General features: G+C 40.8%; 20 protein-coding genes and 1 riboswitch. Of the genes, 1 reads left to right on the forward strand and 19 read right to left on the reverse strand.

Annotated elements, in window-relative coordinates; all coding sequences use genetic code 11:
- Positions 1-333: 333 nt before the first annotated feature.
- From ACWODM_RS10150 to ACWODM_RS10185, 8 genes are all read right to left on the reverse strand, one after another.
- Positions 334-609 carry an HU family DNA-binding protein gene (locus tag ACWODM_RS10150; RefSeq protein ID WP_003126821.1) on the reverse strand — a complete coding sequence of 92 codons (276 nt, stop codon included), beginning with the start codon at positions 607-609 and terminating at the stop codon, positions 334-336.
- A gap of 241 nt (positions 610-850) precedes the next feature.
- Entirely contained in the window at positions 851-2,161 is a 1,311-nt protein-coding gene (der, locus tag ACWODM_RS10155; protein WP_455321266.1) for a ribosome biogenesis GTPase Der, read from the reverse strand.
- Between the two features lie 221 nt (positions 2,162-2,382).
- The gene (rpsA, locus tag ACWODM_RS10160; RefSeq protein WP_455321267.1) at positions 2,383-3,591 is read right to left on the reverse strand and encodes a 30S ribosomal protein S1; all 1,209 of its coding nucleotides are present in this window, start codon (positions 3,589-3,591) and stop codon (positions 2,383-2,385) included.
- A gap of 210 nt (positions 3,592-3,801) precedes the next feature.
- The gene (locus ACWODM_RS10165) at positions 3,802-4,206 is read right to left on the reverse strand and encodes a DUF4430 domain-containing protein (protein WP_455321268.1); all 405 of its coding nucleotides are present in this window, start codon (positions 4,204-4,206) and stop codon (positions 3,802-3,804) included.
- Between the two features lies 1 nt (position 4,207).
- Positions 4,208-4,885 (reverse strand): (d)CMP kinase, encoded by a 678-nt coding sequence (cmk, locus tag ACWODM_RS10170; protein ID WP_455321269.1) that lies wholly within the window; start codon positions 4,883-4,885, stop codon positions 4,208-4,210.
- A 65-nt stretch (positions 4,886-4,950) separates the two neighbouring features.
- A complete protein-coding gene (locus ACWODM_RS10175; protein ID WP_455321270.1) occupies positions 4,951-5,520 on the reverse strand; it encodes an SAG1386/EF1546 family surface-associated protein in 570 nt (189 codons plus the stop codon).
- A 73-nt stretch (positions 5,521-5,593) separates the two neighbouring features.
- Positions 5,594-6,982, reverse strand: a complete 1,389-nt coding sequence (locus tag ACWODM_RS10180; protein ID WP_455321271.1) for a RecQ family ATP-dependent DNA helicase — start codon at positions 6,980-6,982, stop codon at positions 5,594-5,596.
- A complete protein-coding gene (locus ACWODM_RS10185; RefSeq protein WP_455321272.1) occupies positions 6,976-7,971 on the reverse strand; it encodes a helix-turn-helix domain-containing protein in 996 nt (331 codons plus the stop codon). The genes ACWODM_RS10180 and ACWODM_RS10185 overlap by 7 nt, the downstream gene beginning before the upstream one ends.
- Positions 7,972-7,998: 27 nt before the next feature.
- Here ACWODM_RS10185 and ACWODM_RS10190 point away from each other — a divergent pair, with 27 nt between their 5' ends.
- Complete coding sequence (locus tag ACWODM_RS10190) at positions 7,999-8,214, forward strand: ferredoxin (protein ID WP_455321273.1); 216 nt, start codon at positions 7,999-8,001, stop codon at positions 8,212-8,214.
- Between the two features lie 167 nt (positions 8,215-8,381).
- Here the strand turns inward: ACWODM_RS10190 and ACWODM_RS10195 are convergent, their stop codons facing one another.
- The 11 genes from ACWODM_RS10195 to rpoD all read right to left on the reverse strand — a co-directional run bounded on the left by ACWODM_RS10195 (position 8,382) and on the right by rpoD (position 18,016).
- The gene (locus ACWODM_RS10195; RefSeq protein ID WP_455321274.1) at positions 8,382-8,981 is read right to left on the reverse strand and encodes an ECF transporter S component; all 600 of its coding nucleotides are present in this window, start codon (positions 8,979-8,981) and stop codon (positions 8,382-8,384) included.
- A 167-nt stretch (positions 8,982-9,148) separates the two neighbouring features.
- A riboswitch (FMN riboswitch) is annotated at positions 9,149-9,273 on the reverse strand.
- A 70-nt stretch (positions 9,274-9,343) separates the two neighbouring features.
- Complete coding sequence (locus tag ACWODM_RS10200; RefSeq protein WP_455321275.1) at positions 9,344-10,063, reverse strand: pseudouridine synthase; 720 nt, start codon at positions 10,061-10,063, stop codon at positions 9,344-9,346.
- Positions 10,064-10,651: an SMC-Scp complex subunit ScpB gene (gene scpB, locus ACWODM_RS10205; protein ID WP_455321276.1), complete on the reverse strand. Its 588-nt coding sequence runs from the start codon at positions 10,649-10,651 to the stop codon at positions 10,064-10,066.
- Positions 10,644-11,390, reverse strand: coding sequence for a segregation/condensation protein A (locus tag ACWODM_RS10210; RefSeq protein ID WP_455321277.1), 747 nt, complete (start codon positions 11,388-11,390; stop codon positions 10,644-10,646). Before ACWODM_RS10210 ends, scpB begins: the two co-directional genes overlap by 8 nt.
- Positions 11,391-11,402: 12 nt before the next feature.
- Complete coding sequence (gene xerD, locus ACWODM_RS10215) at positions 11,403-12,293, reverse strand: site-specific tyrosine recombinase XerD (protein ID WP_455321326.1); 891 nt, start codon at positions 12,291-12,293, stop codon at positions 11,403-11,405.
- A gap of 113 nt (positions 12,294-12,406) precedes the next feature.
- Positions 12,407-12,871 carry a ferric iron uptake transcriptional regulator gene (gene fur / locus ACWODM_RS10220; RefSeq protein ID WP_455321278.1) on the reverse strand — a complete coding sequence of 155 codons (465 nt, stop codon included), beginning with the start codon at positions 12,869-12,871 and terminating at the stop codon, positions 12,407-12,409.
- Between the two features lie 102 nt (positions 12,872-12,973).
- Entirely contained in the window at positions 12,974-13,837 is an 864-nt protein-coding gene (locus ACWODM_RS10225) for a CvfB family protein (RefSeq protein WP_455321279.1), read from the reverse strand.
- Positions 13,838-13,863: 26 nt separating this feature from the next.
- Positions 13,864-14,184: an AzlD domain-containing protein gene (locus ACWODM_RS10230; protein ID WP_455321280.1), complete on the reverse strand. Its 321-nt coding sequence runs from the start codon at positions 14,182-14,184 to the stop codon at positions 13,864-13,866.
- Positions 14,177-14,881: an AzlC family ABC transporter permease gene (locus tag ACWODM_RS10235; RefSeq protein WP_455321281.1), complete on the reverse strand. Its 705-nt coding sequence runs from the start codon at positions 14,879-14,881 to the stop codon at positions 14,177-14,179. The genes ACWODM_RS10230 and ACWODM_RS10235 overlap by 8 nt, the downstream gene beginning before the upstream one ends.
- Before the next feature lie 86 nt (positions 14,882-14,967).
- Complete coding sequence (locus ACWODM_RS10240) at positions 14,968-16,692, reverse strand: cell division site-positioning protein MapZ family protein (RefSeq protein WP_455321282.1); 1,725 nt, start codon at positions 16,690-16,692, stop codon at positions 14,968-14,970.
- 217 nt (positions 16,693-16,909) lie between these two features.
- Entirely contained in the window at positions 16,910-18,016 is a 1,107-nt protein-coding gene (rpoD, locus tag ACWODM_RS10245; RefSeq protein ID WP_455321283.1) for an RNA polymerase sigma factor RpoD, read from the reverse strand.
- Positions 18,017-18,025 lie beyond the last annotated feature (9 nt).

The following is an 18,025-nucleotide window of genomic DNA, read 5'->3' on the forward strand; positions in this document are numbered from 1 at the left end:
CAGAATTTGTTTTATACTTATCCATGCTTTGGTCCTTTTTATTGGTCTTGGATAAGTCATCCAAGTGCTAGTATAAAGGATTTTTTTGTTTCATGGAATAGGTTATAATTTTAATGCAACACTAGTGTACTAATTTATTGCGTATTTAATTTAATAGTACAAAATTTCGTCAATATAAATAGTTTAACATGATTCAATATCGATATATATACCATATCTAGTATAATAGCTTAATAAATTTGAGTGTTTCGCTTCCTTATGATGCTCGTTAACTACTCTTTCTAGGAAAAATAAAAAAACCCCCGATTTCTCGAGGGCTTTCAAAAAACTGTCTTATTTAACAGCGTCTTTCAATGCTTTACCTGGTTTGAATGCAGGTACTTTGCTTGCAGGGATTTTAATTTCTTCGCCAGTTTGTGGGTTACGTCCTTTACGTTCTGCACGAGAGCGTACTTCGAAGTTACCAAAACCGATCAATTGAACTTTTTCACCGTTAGCTAAAGCGTCTTGAATAGTTGAAAATACAGCGTCAACTGCCGCAGTTGCATCTTTCTTAGTCAAATCAGTAGCCGCTGCAACTTTTTCGATTAATTCTGCTTTGTTTGCCATGGATGGTTTCACCTCCTGAAAATTGTTATGATGTCTCACATCAATCATAAGAACTTGAGTGGTCCAAGTCGTATGACAAATATTGATTATCATCTATCAATATTCTGATATAACGTTATCACAAGAACCTTATAATATCAAGGGATTTAACACTCTTGACTTATTTTTTTTAAATGTTTCAAGAAAAATTCAAGAAACAGCAATTATCTTTGTCAAATAACAAAAACTATGGTAAAATCTGTTATTTTCTTCTTCTTGGAATTATCCGTATAGGGGTCCCTTCAAATACGAAAGCCTTACGAATCTGGTTCTCTAAGAAACGCGCGTAAGAAAAATGCATCAGTTCTTCTTCATTCACAAAAATAACAAATGTTGGTGGTTTGACCGCCACCTGTGTTCCATAGAAAATCTTCAAACGTTTTCCTTTGTCTGTTGGTGTTGGATTGATCGCAACAGCATCCATGATCACATCATTCAACAAGGCCGATGGCACACGTAGATTTTGATTCATGCTGACTTCTTCGATCATTTCTGGGAGTTTGCTCAAACGTTGTTTCGTCATCGCTGAAACAAAAATGATTGGTGCGTAGTCCAAATACTGGAATTCTTGACGAATCTCTTCTTCAAAATCACGCATCGTATTTGTTTCTTTCTTTACCAGATCCCATTTATTGACGACAATAATGATTCCTCGTCCTTCTTCATGAGCATAACCAGCGATCCGTTTGTCCTGCTCGCGAATTCCCTCTTCAGCGTTCAAGACCATCAAGACGACATCAGAACGTTCAATCGCACGCATCGCACGCATCACGCTATATTTTTCAGTACTTTCGTAGACTTTCCCACGCTTGCGCATCCCCGCCGTATCGATCATCGTGAACTCTTGACCGCTTTCGCTGACAAAATGCGTATCGATCGCATCACGGGTCGTGCCTTCGATGTCAGAAACGATCACTCGGTCTTCACCTAAAATCGCATTGATCAATGACGACTTCCCTACATTCGGGCGGCCAATCAAACTAAATTTGATGATGGATTCGTCTTCTTCCTCTTGATCTGTACTAAAATGCTTGACTGCTTCATCCAAAACATCTCCGATCCCCAAACCATGACTCCCAGAAACTGGATACGGTTCACCTAGTCCTAGTGAGTAAAATTCATAGATCTCTGCACGCATCTCAGGATTGTCTACTTTGTTGATCGCCAAGATCACAGGTTTGTTGCTCTTGTATAAAATACGAGAGACTAACTCATCTGCATCGGTGATGCCTTCTTTGGCGCTAGACACAAAAACGATCACATCTGCTTCTTCAATGGCGATCTCTGCCTGGTGCTTGATTTGTTCCATGAACGGTTCATCACCTAAATCGATCCCACCTGTATCAATAATACTAAATTCTCTTCCTAACCATTCGCCTGTTGCATAAATACGATCACGTGTCACTCCTGGAGTATCTTCTACAATCGAAATTCGTTCACCTGCAATACGGTTAAAAATTGTAGATTTGCCGACATTCGGACGTCCTACAATCGCTATCGTTGGATTAGCCATTTTTTACCTCCATCTTTATGCACAACGAACGGATTTTTTAATCTCTAATACTTTATCTTATAAACAAGCTGTTTCTTAATGATTATTCGCTATGCTACTTCTTAACCTTACCTAGTTTACCGAATGCAATCAGAACTTGCAAGTATTCTGAAAAAGAATTCACTCAAAAGAGAAAAAGACCGTAACCAACAAAAAAAGAGCCGCCAAAGCAGCTCTCTTGATTACTCTTCTGTATCTTTTAAAGCATCGCCTAAAATATCACCCATAGTGAATCCTGTAGATTCTTCAGGAAGATCATAGCTTTCCTCTTCCTCAACAACAGCTTCAGCCTCAGGTTTTTCTTCTAACGCTTTGATACTTAATGCAATACGGTGATCGTCAGGATTTACTTCCAAGACTTTCACTTGCACTTCTTCGCCTTCACTCAACACTTCATGTGGTGTAGCAATGTGTTTGTGAGAGATTTGAGAAATGTGCACCAAACCTTCGACACCAGGGAATACTTCGACAAAAGCACCAAAACTAGTTAGACGTTTCACTGTTCCATCTAACACTGTATCTTTTGCAGCTTTTTCCTCGATGTTCGCCCATGGTCCAGGCAATGTGTCTTTGATAGATAGAGAAACGCGTTCTGTCGTTGGATCTACTGAAAGGACAGCGACCTCAACTTTATCTCCAACTTTCAAGACATCGCTAGGTTTTGCTACGTGTGCATGAGAAATCTCAGAGACATGGACAAGTCCATCGATTCCACCAAGATCAATAAATGCACCGAAGTCAGTTAAACGAGCAACGGTTCCTTCGATTTTGTCGCCTTCTTTGATCGATTCAAGCAATTCAGCTTTCTTCGCTTCTTTCTCAGTTTCAACTACTGCTTTGTGAGAAAGGATCAATCGGTTTTCAGATGGTTCGATCTCTATAATTTTAAATGTTAGTGTTTGACCTTTATAGCCTTCAAAATCATCTACGAAGTGATCTTCCACCATGGAAGCCGGTACGAATCCGCGAACACCTACGTCCACAACTAAACCGCCTTTGACAACATTTGTAACGGGCGCTTCGATGATTTTTCCTTCTTGGAAGTCTTTTTCAATATCTTCCCAAACTTTTTTCGCATCCAAGCGACGTTTAGAAAGTAAATAGCTGCCATTTTCTTTATCTTTACCAATAGCGGAGATTACTACTAAATCAAGGACGTCACCCACTTTGATCGTATCATTGATGTCGTCTACAGGTAAGGTAGATAGTTCCTTAGCAGGTACCACACCTTCCACACCGGCACCCTCGATCCCAACGATTGCTTGCTTATCTTCAATGGCTAGTACTTCACCTTTGACGATATCTCCAACTTTCACTTCCTGAAAGCTGTTCAAAGCATCTTCCATTGTTTCGTTGGTACTTTCTACGTGGTTGTTTTCTAATTCTGTCATAACATATGTCCTCCTAACCAACAATTGTTTTTAAAATACACTACACTTTCTAGTTTATGCTATTCTGGCTAAAAAATAAAGCGATTTCTATATTTTTTACGAAAAAAACCTTGAATTTTCGTGATTTCAGCCGATTTATCTTTTCTTCATAAGAAAAAAGGAGCCTAAAAAACAAAGGAAGCAACATTCGCTTTTGCTCCCTTTGTTTCTTTAAAATTTGCTGTAAGTGAATACAACCTGATCGCCTTCATGAACCTCGGTGTCATTTGCTCCTGTATTGACCATTTCATCATTGATCATATACGTCCAGAACCAACTGTCTTCTGTGTCCTGCTCGATCCCATTGATCGAAGTGATCATTCCGCCTTCTTCTTCCAGATCAAAATTTTCTTTCATCGTTTCCATCAAGTTCGTACCTGCAGTAACAGTCACTGTTTTTTCTTCGATGATTTCTTCTTCCTTCACTAAGGAAACGGACAAAGCGATCTCTTCTGCTTCCGCCTGTGAATAAGAAGAGGCGGTTGTATTATCTGAAGAAGTATCCGTAGCTGAACTGCAGCCCCCTACCAATAGCAGACTGGCTACTAATCCTAAAACCAAACCATTCTTTTTCATTCTAGACTCCTCCTGTTTTCTCTTGAACCACTTCTGTGATCCGAGCAACAACTTCTGTGATCGATTTGCCGGTGGTATCGATACGTACAGCATCTTCGGCTTGTTTTAAAGGTGAAACCTCTCGATGAGAATCCAGATAATCCCTTTGTTCGATTTCTGCTTTCAGTGTATCGAAATCGGTCTCGATACCTTTTTCCTGATTTTCTTTAAAACGGCGTTCCGCACGTTCGATTACACTGGCCACCAAAAAAATCTTGACCTTTGCGTTCGGCAAAACGGCCGTTCCTATGTCACGACCATCCATGACCACACCGCCATTTTCAGCGATCTTTTGCTGCTGACGAACCAGTTGCTGACGAACCTTGCTGTGTGCAGCCACAGTCGAAACATTGTTTGTTACCTCTGGCTGGCGAATGGCTGCTGTTACATCGGTACCGTCTACGAAAACCAATTGTCCCTCTTCAGACTGCTCAAAAGTGATCGGATAACGCTCGATCAAAGAGACCAATCGCTCTTCATCTTCAAAAGCAACTTGGTGCTGAATCGCCAGATAAGTCACGCTGCGATACATCGCTCCTGTATCTGTATAAATGTAACGAAAGTTTTTTGCTAAAATTTTAGCTACTGTACTTTTGCCTGATGACGCTGGTCCATCGATAGCAATATTGATTTTTTCCATACCTACGCTCCCCGTTAAATTCTATAATCTAAAAAACCATAAAAAAAACCGCCTGAGCGGTTTTTTTATTTCACTCTTAATTGATCTCCTGGATGAAGCATAAAGTTGTTTGGATCGATGTTGTTCAAACGATACAATTCATCTACAGTGATTCCTGCACGATCAGCAACTTGTTGTGGGCCATCTCCAGCTTGAACAGTCGCATATTCTTCTCCACCGTTTTGCTCTGGCTCCGTTGGTTCTTCTATTGGATCTTCACTTTCTGGAGTCTCAGGTTCAGTCGGTTCATTTTCTACTTCACTTGATTCTGGTTCATCGATTGATGAAGATTCAGTTGTTTCACTTTCAGACGTAGAAGATTCGACTGTAGAAGAAGTCGTTTCCAAAGTGCTGCTAGACGTTTGCTCTGTTTCAACCGTTGCTGGCTGACTGTTACGATTCATTACCCAAAAACCGGCCACTGTCGGTACAGCGATAATCAGGAATAATAAAATTAAAACGATTGTTAAAAAAGCACTGTTTCCTCGTTTTTGGCGGCGTTGTGTTGAACGGGAATGATTCTCTTCTGATTCTGTATCATAGATTGGCTGTTCCCATGGTTCTTGCGCGTCATTGTTCTTATTTTTTCTACTCAATTTCCTAAACCTCCCACTATCTTTCCGATGTATTATACCATAGGAAAATAGTTCATGTCTCCAAAAAACAATTTCAATTTTTTTCTTTAAACATTTTTAGTAAAATCTCTTGCCACGTCAAGATACTTCTTGATCGTTGAACTGCTTCTGTTTTTTCTGGCAGGGTAATTCCTTCGTTGTCACAGCATTTTTCAGGTTGTTGAACGTCTCCCTCTTCAAAATAGCTCAGTAAATACTTACGACGACATCCCTTCTCTTCGATATAAGCAAGCATCACCTGAAGCTGATTGTTCTTTTCTTGTTCGTTGCGTTTCAAATGATCCAAAAAGACCTCTACACCTTCTCTTTTGGTTTGAGATAGCCATTTTTCCTGCAAGTCGGTCAACGAAGTGGTTGCCTGATGCTGTAATCGTAATTCAAAGGTTTCTCGCTCTTCCTGGCTAGTTCTTTGTAAAAATCGATGGATCCGCTCGTCCCCTTTTTGATAGAGCAGCAGGGCGTAGCTTTGTTTGCCGTCACGACCAGCTCGCCCGATCTCCTGCATGTAATTTTCTAAGCTGTCCGGCAGCTCATAATGAATCACCAACCGAATATCAGGTTTGTTGATCCCCATACCAAATGCATTGGTGGCAATCAGAAACTGCAGTTGATTGTCCAAAAATTGCTGCTGTAGCATTCGCCGCTGATTACTTTCCAGTCCACCGTGATAGTAGCCAACAGCAAAATCATGCTCCAGCTCCTGATAAAGAAACTCCACTTGTTTTCTGGTGGCACAATAAATGATTCCTGGACCGTTTTGCTTCGATAGGATCGTTCTCAGTTCCGTTAGCTTCTCTTCTGTTGGTTGCACAAGCAAGGCGATATTGGGTCGATCCATCGAATAGATCCACTCTTTTGGCGAATGATCTAAAAGTAATTTTTTGATTTCCTGTCGTACCTGCGCCGTTGCAGTGGCAGTTAGAGCTAGCGTCCGCGGAAAACCGAGTCTTTTTTTGGCTTCACCTAAATTGCGATACTCTGGTCGAAAATCGACACCCCATTGAGAGACACAATGCGCTTCATCAATCACGAATAGACCGATTGTTTGCTGTTGTAATCGAGTCAATACAGCTTCCTGGAGCAGCATCTCAGGACTTAGAAAAAGAAATTTGTAGCGAGACAAATGTCTTAATACAAACTCTTTTTCCTGAGCCTGTAAGGTACCGTTCAGAGCAATCACCCGCTTTTCTCCTAATCTCAGTAAGGACAGGACTTGATCATCCATCAAAGAAATCAACGGCGAAACGATCACGACCAGTCCTTCTTTTAAATAACCTGTCAGCTGATAACAAAGGCTTTTTCCATTCCCTGTCGGCAAGACAGCCAGGGTATCGTGTTCATCGAGTAGGCTAGTAATGACTTCTTTTTGACCGGTACGAAACTGATCGTAGCCAAAATACTGTTGCAGGGCTTGTTCTAACATGCTTCTCTCCTCTTCCATATCTGACACAAACGAATCTCCAAAAAGCTCAGATCATACGATGAAACCAATGTTTTATAGCTGTACTTCCATGAATCCTTTGGTAGCTCTGACCATTGTGTTGAATCTGGTAAAAATAGGTCAAAGGGAAAATCCTCATCCAGCAAAGCCCACTCAATGATATGATCCTGAATCGTTCCTTGCTTCAATCGACGTCTCTGCTTGACTTGCTCAAAAGTATAGCCTTGTTGAAACAACTTTCTTGTTTGAAGCATACTGTGATTGACATTTTGCAATAAAATAGGTCGCAAAAAGTGATAGAGTAAGAAATGCTTATGCTGGAGCAACTCTCTGAAAAAGCTGTGTGTGGCACTGGCGATCGCTAATGTCGCATAAGGTTCTTTTCGAGAAGCTTCCGGCAACAACTGAAAAAAAGCTGATCCGTTCTGTTGATCGCCCGTCAGTGTATTTGCCAGAAAATCTGCTTTGTCTTGTCCTAAATTTGAAAACAAGACAGTCAACTCCTCAAAAAGGCTTGTTGACAATTCCTCCCGATACTGATGAATAAATAACCGAACCCTTTCGATATAAAAAGGACTGCTCTCCAAAGGGACATATTGCTGCGCTTTATCCAAATAAGAGACCGCCTGTACTAAGAATTGGACGAGACGCCAGCACTCGGTCTCTTTGCGCCCAAAACGGAAAAAATCAACTTCCTTGAAATCAGGCAGTGTCGTCCCTTCTCTTTGTACTGCGACAAGTAAGAGTCCGTCTTCGGTTTCTTCTAATTTCCCAGCTTTTATCAGCGTCTGCAGTCTCGCATCAAATTTTTCTTCAGAAAGTTGAGGAAATGCCGCAGAGAGGTGCAGTAAGTCATGAAAAAAAGCGTAAGTCAACACCGAGGAAGTTCGCTTTCCGATAAGGATCTGATAGAGCGTGCTAGGCTTGAGCTTGTCTTCTTTAGAAAACAAGGATAAAATAAATGCATTCATAGTAACCTCCAGAAAGTGAGTGACAACATGTCTCAATTATGTAAAATCGTACCTGAACGCTGCATCGCTTGTGGTCTATGCAATGTCTATGCACCAGATATTTTTGATTATGACGAAGAAGGGCTTGTTTTGTTTGCCCAAGAGCCTGAAGCACGACAGCAATTTGTTCAAGAAAATGAGCAAGCAGCTGTTTTAGCAGCCTACAAAAAATGTCCCGTCCGTGCGATCTTGCTAGAATCCTAGACTCTTTTTAAAGAAAATACGCAAAATTGACAGATTTGAGTTCTTCGATTGTCTGATAACATGGTATCATAAATCTCCCGAAGAGCTACAAAATTTCTCAGCAGACTAGTTCTGTATTTAAAAGGATAAGAAAAGGACATTTCGCAAAAAACGAAATGTCCTTTGTTTTATTTAGAAAATGTTCGTTGTTCAATGAATGATTGTTTTTTTGAGAGCCATGGTAGTAATTTTGCATGTAAAATCAAGAAAACTACGCTGACGATGGTTCCTTTGATCAAATTGAAGGGCAAAATTCCCATCACGACATAATTCGCTAGTGGCATCCCTAAAAAGTTATCTGCACCAACATTAAAGAAAAATAGATACAGCGGGGTGATCACAAAATAATTCGCTATACTCATGACGATGCTCATGGAAAGAATTCCAGAGACTACGCCAGAAATTTTATAGCTGGATTTATAACTTTTATTGAAGAAATAATACATCGGCAAGGTAAAGACGGTCGTCGCAATGAAACTTGCTACATCGCCCACCATATTCGGTGCCGATAAACCCGTTGTTAGCAAATGTAAGGATGACCGCAGGAATGCGGTAACGATACCCGCTACTGGGCCAAACAAAAACATGCTCAGCATAACCGGAATATCACTGAAATCGACCTTTAAGAATTCAAACATTGGAATGATCGGAAACGCGACATACTGCAACACCAAACCCATTGATGCAAATAAAGCAATAGAAACCATTTTTTGTACTTTGTTGTTCATAACAAATCCTCCTAGGTAAAGTAAGGACCCATCTTCAAACGAACCTATTAAATTTCTCTTTTTGCTGTTTTTTCATATCGGTACCAAATATGAAAAAAATACCCTATTTTTCCATGGGGAAAAATAGGGTATTTTGCTAATTAACAAAATTAGACAAATCAAATACGCCCTATCTTCTTTATCCAGACTATACTGTCGGTATCGGAATTACACCGATTCAACCACCTGAAAACAAGTAGTTCGTGGACTATTACCACCGGTCGGGAATCACACCCTGCCCCTGAAGACGAACCTTTATTAATTTTTTGTACAACTTTAATTATACATGATTGTTGAATAGTTTCAACTATTTTGTTTAAAAATTATTTTTTTGACTTTTTTAAGAGCTGGGTCACTTCTTTTTTGTTCAATTCACGGTACTCCCCTGGGCGTAAACCAGCCAGGGTCAATTCACCGTATTTTTCGCGTTTCAGCTTTTGAACAGGTAGCCCCACAGCTTTTAGCATATTTTTTACTTGGTGGTTTCTTCCTTCATGGATCGTCAACTGGACAATGCTCGTCTGGGCTTTGACATCTGTCGACAAAATCTCAAAGCGTGCCGGAGCCAATTTCTTGCCCTCGATACGCATGCCACGCGTCACTGGCAGTAACGTTTTCTTGTCTGCCACACCTTTGACTTTTGCTACATATACCTTATCGACTTCATGCTTGGGATGGGTCAGTTTTTGTGAAAAATCACCATCATTGGATAATAAAAGTAATCCAGAAGTATCATAGTCCAGACGCCCTACAGGATAGATACGCTCAGGTACATCTGATAGATAATCAACAACGACTTTCCGATTTTTATCATCAGTGACTGCTGAGATCACACCTCTAGGCTTATAGAACAAATAGTAGACCGGTTCTTCCTGATAGATCGGTACATCGTCTACCTCGATACGATCCTTTGCACCGACTTGGGTTCCCAATTCTCTAACCACTTTGCCATTGACCTTGACCCGGCCATCAGTAATATACGTTTCTGCTTTTCTTCTTGAAGCGATGCCGGCATGGGCAATCACTTTTTGTAGTCTTTCCATCTATTCTTCTCCTTCTTCTACTGCTTCTTGATATCGATCAAAAAATAAATCTGTTGGCAACTCTTCTGCCAGATCATCTTCCATTGACTGGATATCAGGCAGATCTTCCATTGTTTTCAAACCGAAATAGTCCATAAAGTAATTCGTTGTTCCGTAAAGAATCGCTCGTCCTGGTCCTTCCACTCGTCCTTTTTCCTCGATCAGCTGACGAGCAGCCAATTTTTGGACTGAGCCTGCAGATTGAACCCCTCTGATTTCATCGATCTCCATACGAGTGATCGGTTGCTTATAGGCGATGATCGCCAAAGTTTCCAGCGCCGCCTGCGACAATCTGCCAGACATTGGGGATTGCGCATATTTTTTTAATAATGGTGCAAATTCCTTTTTGGTCGTTAGGACAAAATGATTGCCGACTTCTAAAATATTCAAAGAAGACGCTGCAGTCTCCTGATATTTTTGATTCAGCTCTTGGATCCACTGATAGATCTGTGCGGTCGGATTCTCCAACAGGTAGCTCAACTCCTCCAGACCGATTCCCTCATCTCCTACTACAAAAAGAACTGCTTCTAGTTCACTTAACTTACTCATGTACCTCTCCTACAGGATACAACAGGATCGTTTCGTAATTTTCTTCCTGCTCCACCTTGATTTTTCCATTTTTCATCAATTCCAATAATGCCATAAAAGTGATCACGATCTCAGGTCTACTGAATTCAACGAAAAATGAATCCAGTGTTCTACCTGAAGTCGATTGAAGTAACTGTGTTTCGATCTGCTTCATTTTTTCTTCAATACTGCTTTCATCTGCACGAATCGTAGTTTCGATGACCTGCCGTTTTTTCTTTTTCGCCAGCATATTGTGAAAGGCCAAAAACAGATCGATTGCATTCAAGCGATCCTTTTCCAGTGCTGGTTCCTCTTCTTTGTAGTCATCGACATCCATGGGGTCTTTGGTAAAATAAAGACTGCGTTCTTCCGCTTTTTCCAGCAAACGATCCGCCGCATATTTGTATTTTCGATATTCCAGCAGTTGCGCAACGAGTGCATCCCGAGGATCTTCCTCGTAGACTTCATCGTAGTCGTCTTCTAGCTCTTGTTTTGGCAACAGCATTTGGCTTTTGATCGCCATCAAGGTTGCAGCCATCACCAAATATTCACCTGCAACTTCCAGTTCGAGTGTTTTCATCGCGTGGATATAGTTCATATACTGTTCCGTTACTTCAGCGATCGGAATGTCATAAATATCGATCTCCAGAGAACGAATCAAATGTAGCAATAGATCCAGCGGACCTTCGAATACATCCAGTTTAATTTTGATTTCTTCCATAGTTCCCTTCCTTTATGCTCGAGGAAAATGTTGTTTATAGACTTCTGTCATTCGTTTTTTCGTAATGTGTGTATAAATTTGTGTGGTCGAGATGTCCGCATGTCCCAGCAGTTCCTGAACCGTTCGCAAATCTGCCCCGTTTTCTAGCAAATGCGTCGCAAAGCTATGACGCAAGGTATGCGGCGTTACATTTTTATGGATACCTGCTTTGCGAACAAGAGCCTTCAAGTTCTTCCAGATTCCTTGACGTGACAAGCCTTTGCCATGATTATTGACAAACAAATGCGTTTCTTCTGGTCGTTTCGATGTCAGTAGCGGTCGTGATTCCTCTAAATAACATTCGATCCACTGAATCGCTAAATCTCCCAAAGGAACGATCCGTTCTTTGTCGCCCTTACCCAGCGTCTGCAATAAGCCCATACTCAAATGCAGATCATTTAATTTTAATCCAATCAATTCGCTGACTCGTAAGCCCGTAGCATACATGACTTCAAGGATCGCTCGGTCGCGAATCCCTAAAATTTCTTTCGTATCTGGTGTTTCGATCAGCTGTTCGACTTCCTGCAAACTTAAAGTATCCGGCAGCTTTTGGACCTTTTTGGGTGAATCGATGTGCTGCATCGGATCATGGTCGGTGAATCGTTCTTGGCGAAGAAATTGATGAAAACGACGCAAACTGGTAACCATACGGGTGATCGTAGCTGGAGATTTTTTTTCTTCCTGTAATTCTTGTAAAAATTGAACCACGACAAAGCGGTCGACTGCTTGCCATTCTTTGATCCCCTTTTTCTTCAGAAACGCTAAATACTTTTCTAAATCCCGTTGATAGCTCTTTCTCGTATTTTGTGCGAGTCCGCGTTCAATCGTCAAAAAATGTAAATAATCCAGTACGTGCTCTTCCATCTTCTCTTCACTCACTTTCGCCTCACCTATCATAACAAATTCTGCTAGTGAAGAACAGGGATTCTCCTCTAGTTTACATAAAAAACTCACTGCACCTAAAAAAGGCTGAGGAATTAAGCCTCAGCCTTTGCTTCTTTCTCTTGACAGCTTTGACAGATGCCATGAAAAGTCAATCGATGATCTTTGATTAGAAAGTGGAATCGCTGTTCGACGATTTCTTCGACACTGCCCAGCAGATCCTCTTCGATCTCTTCAATACTGCCACATTCCAAACATAATAGATGATGATGAAAATGCTTGGCGCCTTCTTTACGAAGATCATAGCGGGCGACGCCATCATCGAAACTGATTTTGTCAACGATCTTCAGTTCTGTCAAAATTTCCAGCGTTCTGTAGACTGTCGCCAAACCAATATCAGAATTTTTTTGTTTGACAAAGAAATAGATTTCTTCTGCGGATAAATGGTCTTTTTCATTTTCTAATAACACAAGTAACGTTGCTTCTCTTTGAGGCGTTAATTTAAAACCGGAATCATGGAGTTGTTTTTTTGTTTTTTTCAATGCTTCAACTGTATTCATAGAACCCTCCACCTTATTTATAATCATTCTAATCTAATCAATATAAACCGCGAAAAACATTAAAATAATTATAAAATAGATTCAAAAATTATACAAGCATTCTCAATTAGATTTCTTGATTAATTTTGTGATTCCATCTTTTTGCTCGATCAATCGCTGTTTCATTAGATTTCCCAAGGCTCTTTTGAACTGACCTTTGCTGATTCCAAACATTTGTTTGATTTCTTCAGGTGATGATTTATCTGTATAGTTCATTTGATTCTCAGGTGCACGTTCCAGAAAGGCGATGATCATCGCCGCATCGTCTCCGATCGCTTCATGCGCACGAGGCTTCAAGGAAAGATTCAGTACACCGTCTGGACGAATCCCGATCACACGACCAGTAACCTGTTCACCTAAGCGTGGTTCTTGGAAACGTTCTGAGGGATGGATAAAACCAATATAGAAATCATCCGTCAAAATATATGTCCCAACGATTTTCAAACGATAAACAGTCCCTGTGATGTCTTGGTTTTTAAGAGTGTCTCCTCCACGTTTGCTCAATGCCTGAAAAATTTTCTCATCAGCCAAGCTAGCCCAGATGCGGTCTTTATGGTCCACACGTAGCGAGATCATGACACGATCTCCTTTTTTTGGCCACAACTCTCTCATGGTAGGCAACTCATCTAGTGAAACTACGACATCTTTATCAGTTAAACCGATATTAACAAAGACTCCTAGATCACGACGACTGTCTGTCACTTCACCAAAGGCATAATGTCCTTTACGACTTTTGGGGATCTCTGTTGTAAAACGTAGCTCTTGTTTTTGATTCTGATAACCAAAGCCTTCAACTGCTTCCCCTAGGGTATGTTCGCCTTCTGTTTTTGCTAATTTAAAGGTCAACCCATTTTTTTGAATAAAATAATTCTCTTCATTTTCATCAATAATCAATCCGCTAAATACGGATGCTAATAACTCATTCATTTTCCTTCTCCTTTGGAAGTCTCGATTTAAAGTACTAAACGGATGACCGCTATAGTAATAATACCTGTAATCACGATCTTCATCAAATCTTTCGTATAATAACCCACGATCAATGTGGGAATACATGCCAAGGTTTCTTGAAATTTTAAGACAGGCGGTCTACCTTCCTGTACAGACAAGATACTTTGGAACAACAACGCACCTAAAATACAAATTGGCAAATAACTTAAAAATAAGTGCAACTTTTCTGGAAACTCCAGTTTTTTAGCAAAAACAAAGGGCAATATCCGTGGTAACCAAGTAACGACAAAGCAACCAGCAATCATCAATAAAAATGTACTACTCATTATGTGTCACCACCCCTACCAAGCAACCAATCAACGTGGCAGCGATCACGGCAACTTCTGGTGTTGTCCACCACATACCAACGTACAAACTAACCATCACGCTGGCCAAAACGATCAGTGTCTGCTTCGTTCTTTTCTTCAATGGACGCTCGATCTGAAATAAAAACAAGCCCAAAAACATCGCAACTAAAGCAAAATCTAAACCAAATAACTCTGGATCCGGAATAAACTCTCCAAGCATCGCTCCTAGGACTGTCGCAACGATCCAAGAAAGATAAGCAAGTACATTCAAACCGTTCATCCAGCTTAATGTAGGCTGCTTTTTATTTTGCAAAGCTGTTGTTAGCACCCCGTAGGATTCATCTGTCAGCAATGTACCGATCCCGATATTACCCAGCATGCTGTATTGACGAAAAGCAGGTGCAACGGACAGACTCATTAACAAATGACGCAAATTTACTAGAAAAACAGTCACAATAATTGAAGAAATCGGTGCTTGGATCGCCAGTAAACCACATATAATAAATTGTGCACTTCCTGCATAAACAAAGACCGACATGAATAAGACTTCAAGAATAGAGAGTCCTACACCCTTACCAACGACTCCCATAGCAAAACCGATCCCGGCATAACCTAAGATCGTTGGAACACAAGCCTTTACCCCATCCAGAAAGCTTTCGTATTTTTCTTCTTGCAAAAAAATCCCCCTTTGACTTTCGACTGATATATTTGTATATCATATCGAAAATCAAAGGGAGAGACAAGGTCTTCTTTTAGATTTCTTTAGTCATTTCCGTTCCCACGGAAGAATCCAGTTTTACAATTGATCGTAAACAGATACATTGGTAAAGCAGATTCTGAAATACCGCTCATCAATGATGACTTGGTGTTGGTTGCATATAAATTATAATAACCTTCCCCATTTTCTATTCTCACACGTTCCAGTTTATAGCCACCTTCTACGATATAACCACGTTCGATCGAGGTACGGATCACGTCATCATAAACTCCCGGTGCCCAATTCCATGCTGGATTGTTCGCATCATTGATATCACTTTGACGCGAAGAGATGATCGGTTGATTGTTGCTATTTTTTGGTGTATTACGGCTCAAGATCTCTTGTCCTTCATTGGAAGAAGGAGACGCTGTCTGACTGCCAGAATTGCTGCTTGCTTGATTCGCATTTTCTTGAGCAGCTCGCTGGGCAGCTGCACGTTCTTGCTCAGCACGTTCAGCTGCGGCCTGTTGTTCAGCCTCTCTTGCATTCAAGGCATTTTCAACGGTTGAGATCTTCGCAAGGAAATCTTCTTTTTCCGCACTGTCAAAGAGTGATTCAACTTCTTCTTTGGCATTTTCAAAGTCGTCTCGGCTCACAGCGTCACTTAGTTTGTTGTCTTGATAACCAGCTAACAGTGACTGGACTGTTTTTTCAGTTGCCAACAACTGCTCTGACTCTTTTTTACCTTGTTCGATTGCTTGGTTGACTAAACTTGAAAAGGCATTTTCTTCAGAAAGCAAAGCCATATCGACTGTGCTATCTTCCTTGATATGAGCATTTTCCTGCAATTGGTCACCAACGATCACTGGTTCAGTGAAGTAACTGTTCAACTGGTCAAGGACTGCAATTTTCACTTGAATCTTTTGTCCTTTAGCAACTAACTCTTCATAGGCTTCCTCATTGGAATAGTTTTCCAGTTCTGCCATCACTGCTGCAATCTCATCCGCTGTTTTTCCAGGAACGATAAATTGCTGGTCTTCATCTAGGAAAAAGGCATCCAAATCGCTGTCGATCTGAGCGACCGCTCCTTCGATCCGCAACTGTTCCTGACGGGCTGCTTCAGCTTTCTGCTGTTGATCATAATAGATCCAACCTCCTCCAGCAAGAACCAGCGCTGCCGCTGCAGCAATAAAGTAGGTTTTCTTACTGCGTTTTTTTGGAGATTTTGGCGCTGTTTGTTTTTCTGTTTCTGGTAATTCTTCTACCGGCGTAACGGTCTCTACAGGCTCACTCTCAACCATTTCTACAGTATCAAAAGGGACAACAACAGGTTCTTCTGAAGCTTCTTCCTGCGTTTCCTGTTCAGGTTCTTCTTGTACGTCTGATTCAACAGGAGCAGTTTCTTCAACACTGATTGCTTCCTCTAAGTCATCAGACTCTGATCCATCCTGTTCAACGGTCGTTTCAGCTTGTTCATCAGCTTCTTTTTGATGTGCTTCTTTATGCTGGCGAATATAATCTGCTAAAATCGAACTTTCTTCAGATTCCGCCGAGTCATCACCTTCACCGTCTTCTTCATGAAGCTCTGAGAAATGCTCCATTACAGAACCTAACGGTACATCCTGATAGTCAGACCATTTGATATTATCATTTACTGGTGTTTCAGATGTTGCTTCATTTATTTCTTCTGATCCTTTAACGATGTCTTCTTTATTCAGCTCAGCGCCGCAATTCGGACAAATCGTTTGATCTTCTTTCAATTCAAAATCGCACTTTGGGCATTTATTCATCAGTCTATCTCCGGCTCCTTTTACTTTCTCAAAAAATAATCTACCATACATTGAAAAGTTAGCCAATACTAAAGAGATTACTTTTTTATTAAGTTCACATTGAAATCCAATCACAAAAAAGACACATGCACCTCGTGGTGAGCGGCTGCAAAAGGATATTTTTCAAGAAAAAGACTTCTAAAAGTCTGGAATAACTTTTAAAAGTCTTTATTTAACCTTATTCTAAAAAGTCTTTCAATTGTTTAGAACGGGATGGATGGCGAAGTTTTCTCAAGGCTTTTGCTTCGATTTGACGAATACGTTCTCTCGTTACACCAAAGACTTTCCCAACCTCTTCCAGTGTTCTGGTACGACCATCGTCGATCCCAAAACGCAGACGTAAAACATTTTCTTCACGGTCAGTCAATGTGTCCAACACATCTTCCAACTGTTCTTTTAACAATTCATACGCTGCATGTTCTGCTGGACTAGTCGCTTCTTGATCTTCGATGAAATCTCCTAAGTGAGAATCGTCTTCTTCCCCGATCGGCGTTTCAAGCGAAACTGGTTCTTGAGCGATTTTTAAGATCTCACGAACTTTTTCAGTCGGTAGATCCATTTCCGCACCAATTTCTTCCGGTGTCGGTTCTCTACCTAAATCTTGGAGTAATTGACGTTGAATACGAATCAGCTTATTGATCGTTTCTACCATATGAACTGGAATCCGGATCGTTCTTGCTTGGTCAGCAATCGCACGTGTGATCGCTTGACGGATCCACCAAGTGGCATAGGTAGAAAATTTGAATCCTTTGCGGTAATCAAATTTTTCAACAGCTTTCATCAAGCCCATGTTTCCTTCTTGAATTAAATCAAGGAACTGCATACCACGACCAACATAACGTTTGGCAATACTTACGACCAGACGTAGATTGGCTTCTGCCAGACGTTGTTTCGCTTCCTGATCTCCTTCTTCGATTTTCAGGGCTAATTCCACTTCTTCTTCAGCAGTCAGTAATGGTACACGGCCGATCTCTTTCAAATACATACGGACTGGATCATTGATTTTTACACCAGTTGGTGCAGATAGATCTTCTTGAGGCTGCGTCTTTTCTTTTTTCTCCGCGCTCTTCAAGCTGTGGACAGACGGATCTCCGTTTTCATCCACCACACTGATCCCTGCATCTTCGACTTTTTGGATCAATTTATCCATACCGTCTGCATCTAATGAATAAGGTGTTGCTAGTTGATTAGACAATTCATCGTAAACGACTTGTCCTTTGGGTTTGTTCGCTTTGATAAAATCAGCGACTGCTTTATCATATGTTTTTTTTGTTTTTTCTGCCATGAAAGAAGT

It is taken from the genome of Enterococcus olivae, from assembly GCF_053760925.1.

What these genes read in the sequence shown, in the direction of transcription:
- rpsA (WP_455321267.1), bottom strand. Translation starts at nt 3,591, where the DNA reads ATGACAGAATTAGAAAACAACCACGTAGAAAGTACCAACGAAACAATG.
- cmk (WP_455321269.1), bottom strand. Translation starts at nt 4,885, where the DNA reads ATGGAAAAAATCAATATTGCTATCGATGGACCAGCGTCATCAGGCAAA.
- ACWODM_RS10230 (WP_455321280.1), bottom strand. Translation starts at nt 14,184, where the DNA reads ATGAGTAGTACATTTTTATTGATGATTGCTGGTTGCTTTGTCGTTACT.
- der (WP_455321266.1), bottom strand. Translation starts at nt 2,161, where the DNA reads ATGGCTAATCCAACGATAGCGATTGTAGGACGTCCGAATGTCGGCAAA.
- ACWODM_RS10150 (WP_003126821.1), bottom strand. Translation starts at nt 609, where the DNA reads ATGGCAAACAAAGCAGAATTAATCGAAAAAGTTGCAGCGGCTACTGAT.
- ACWODM_RS10185 (WP_455321272.1), bottom strand. Translation starts at nt 7,971, where the DNA reads ATGAATGCATTTATTTTATCCTTGTTTTCTAAAGAAGACAAGCTCAAG.
- ACWODM_RS10225 (WP_455321279.1), bottom strand. Translation starts at nt 13,837, where the DNA reads ATGAATGAGTTATTAGCATCCGTATTTAGCGGATTGATTATTGATGAA.
- ACWODM_RS10200 (WP_455321275.1), bottom strand. Translation starts at nt 10,063, where the DNA reads ATGGAAAGACTACAAAAAGTGATTGCCCATGCCGGCATCGCTTCAAGA.
- fur (WP_455321278.1), bottom strand. Translation starts at nt 12,871, where the DNA reads ATGAATACAGTTGAAGCATTGAAAAAAACAAAAAAACAACTCCATGAT.
- ACWODM_RS10210 (WP_455321277.1), bottom strand. Translation starts at nt 11,390, where the DNA reads ATGGAAGAAATCAAAATTAAACTGGATGTATTCGAAGGTCCGCTGGAT.
- scpB (WP_455321276.1), bottom strand. Translation starts at nt 10,651, where the DNA reads ATGAGTAAGTTAAGTGAACTAGAAGCAGTTCTTTTTGTAGTAGGAGAT.
- ACWODM_RS10195 (WP_455321274.1), bottom strand. Translation starts at nt 8,981, where the DNA reads ATGAACAACAAAGTACAAAAAATGGTTTCTATTGCTTTATTTGCATCA.
- ACWODM_RS10165 (WP_455321268.1), bottom strand. Translation starts at nt 4,206, where the DNA reads ATGAAAAAGAATGGTTTGGTTTTAGGATTAGTAGCCAGTCTGCTATTG.
- ACWODM_RS10180 (WP_455321271.1), bottom strand. Translation starts at nt 6,982, where the DNA reads ATGTTAGAACAAGCCCTGCAACAGTATTTTGGCTACGATCAGTTTCGT.
- ACWODM_RS10240 (WP_455321282.1), bottom strand. Translation starts at nt 16,692, where the DNA reads ATGAATAAATGCCCAAAGTGCGATTTTGAATTGAAAGAAGATCAAACG.
- xerD (WP_455321326.1), bottom strand. Translation starts at nt 12,293, where the DNA reads ATGGAAGAGCACGTACTGGATTATTTACATTTTTTGACGATTGAACGC.
- rpoD (WP_455321283.1), bottom strand. Translation starts at nt 18,016, where the DNA reads ATGGCAGAAAAAACAAAAAAAACATATGATAAAGCAGTCGCTGATTTT.
- ACWODM_RS10190 (WP_455321273.1), top strand. Translation starts at nt 7,999, where the DNA reads ATGTCTCAATTATGTAAAATCGTACCTGAACGCTGCATCGCTTGTGGT.